The organism is Streptococcus sp. HMSC071H03, assembly GCF_001813035.1.
Lineage (GTDB): Bacteria > Bacillota > Bacilli > Lactobacillales > Streptococcaceae > Streptococcus > Streptococcus anginosus.
This window is the reverse complement of sequence record NZ_KV811172.1, coordinates 1-466: the sequence shown is the minus strand read 5'-3', so window position 1 is coordinate 466 and position 466 is coordinate 1. Positions and strand designations below refer to the sequence as shown.

Below are 466 nucleotides of genomic sequence, written 5' to 3'. Positions count from 1 at the left end.
CCGTTCCCTTCAGCCGAACTTGGGTAATCCTCCACAATATAACAAAATGGACCTTGTAGGACTTGAACCTACGACCACTCGGTTATGAGCCGAGAGCTCTAACCAGCTGAGCTAAAGGTCCAACAAGATCAATTATAGCGGCGAAGGGGATCGAACCCCCGACCTCCCGGGTATGAACCGGACGCTCTAGCCAGCTGAGCTACACCGCCATAGTATCGGGAAGACAGGATTCGAACCTGCGACACCTTGGTCCCAAACCAAGTACTCTACCAAGCTGAGCTACTTCCCGTATGGATAGAAAAAATGAAGTCCTAGGAGACTTCTTTTCTATGCACCCTAGAGGAGTCGAACCTCTAACCGCCTGATTCGTAGTCAGGTACTCTATCCAGTTGAGCTAAGGGTGCTCTTTCTATGAATATAAAATCATTATATCACAAATACAAAAAAAGTCAAATCTCTTTATGCA

At 46.8% G+C, this 466-nt stretch carries 4 tRNA genes; all 4 read right to left on the bottom strand.

Annotation, left to right across the window (positions count from 1 at the left end):
• Positions 1-47: 47 nt before the first annotated feature.
• Positions 48-121: transfer RNA gene (locus HMPREF2887_RS09585), tRNA-Ile, on the bottom strand.
• 14 nt (positions 122-135) lie between these two features.
• Positions 136-209: transfer RNA gene (locus HMPREF2887_RS09580), tRNA-Met, on the bottom strand.
• Between the two features lie 6 nt (positions 210-215).
• Positions 216-289, bottom strand: a tRNA-Pro gene (locus HMPREF2887_RS09575).
• A gap of 41 nt (positions 290-330) precedes the next feature.
• Positions 331-404 (bottom strand) — tRNA-Arg (locus HMPREF2887_RS09570).
• Positions 405-466 lie beyond the last annotated feature (62 nt).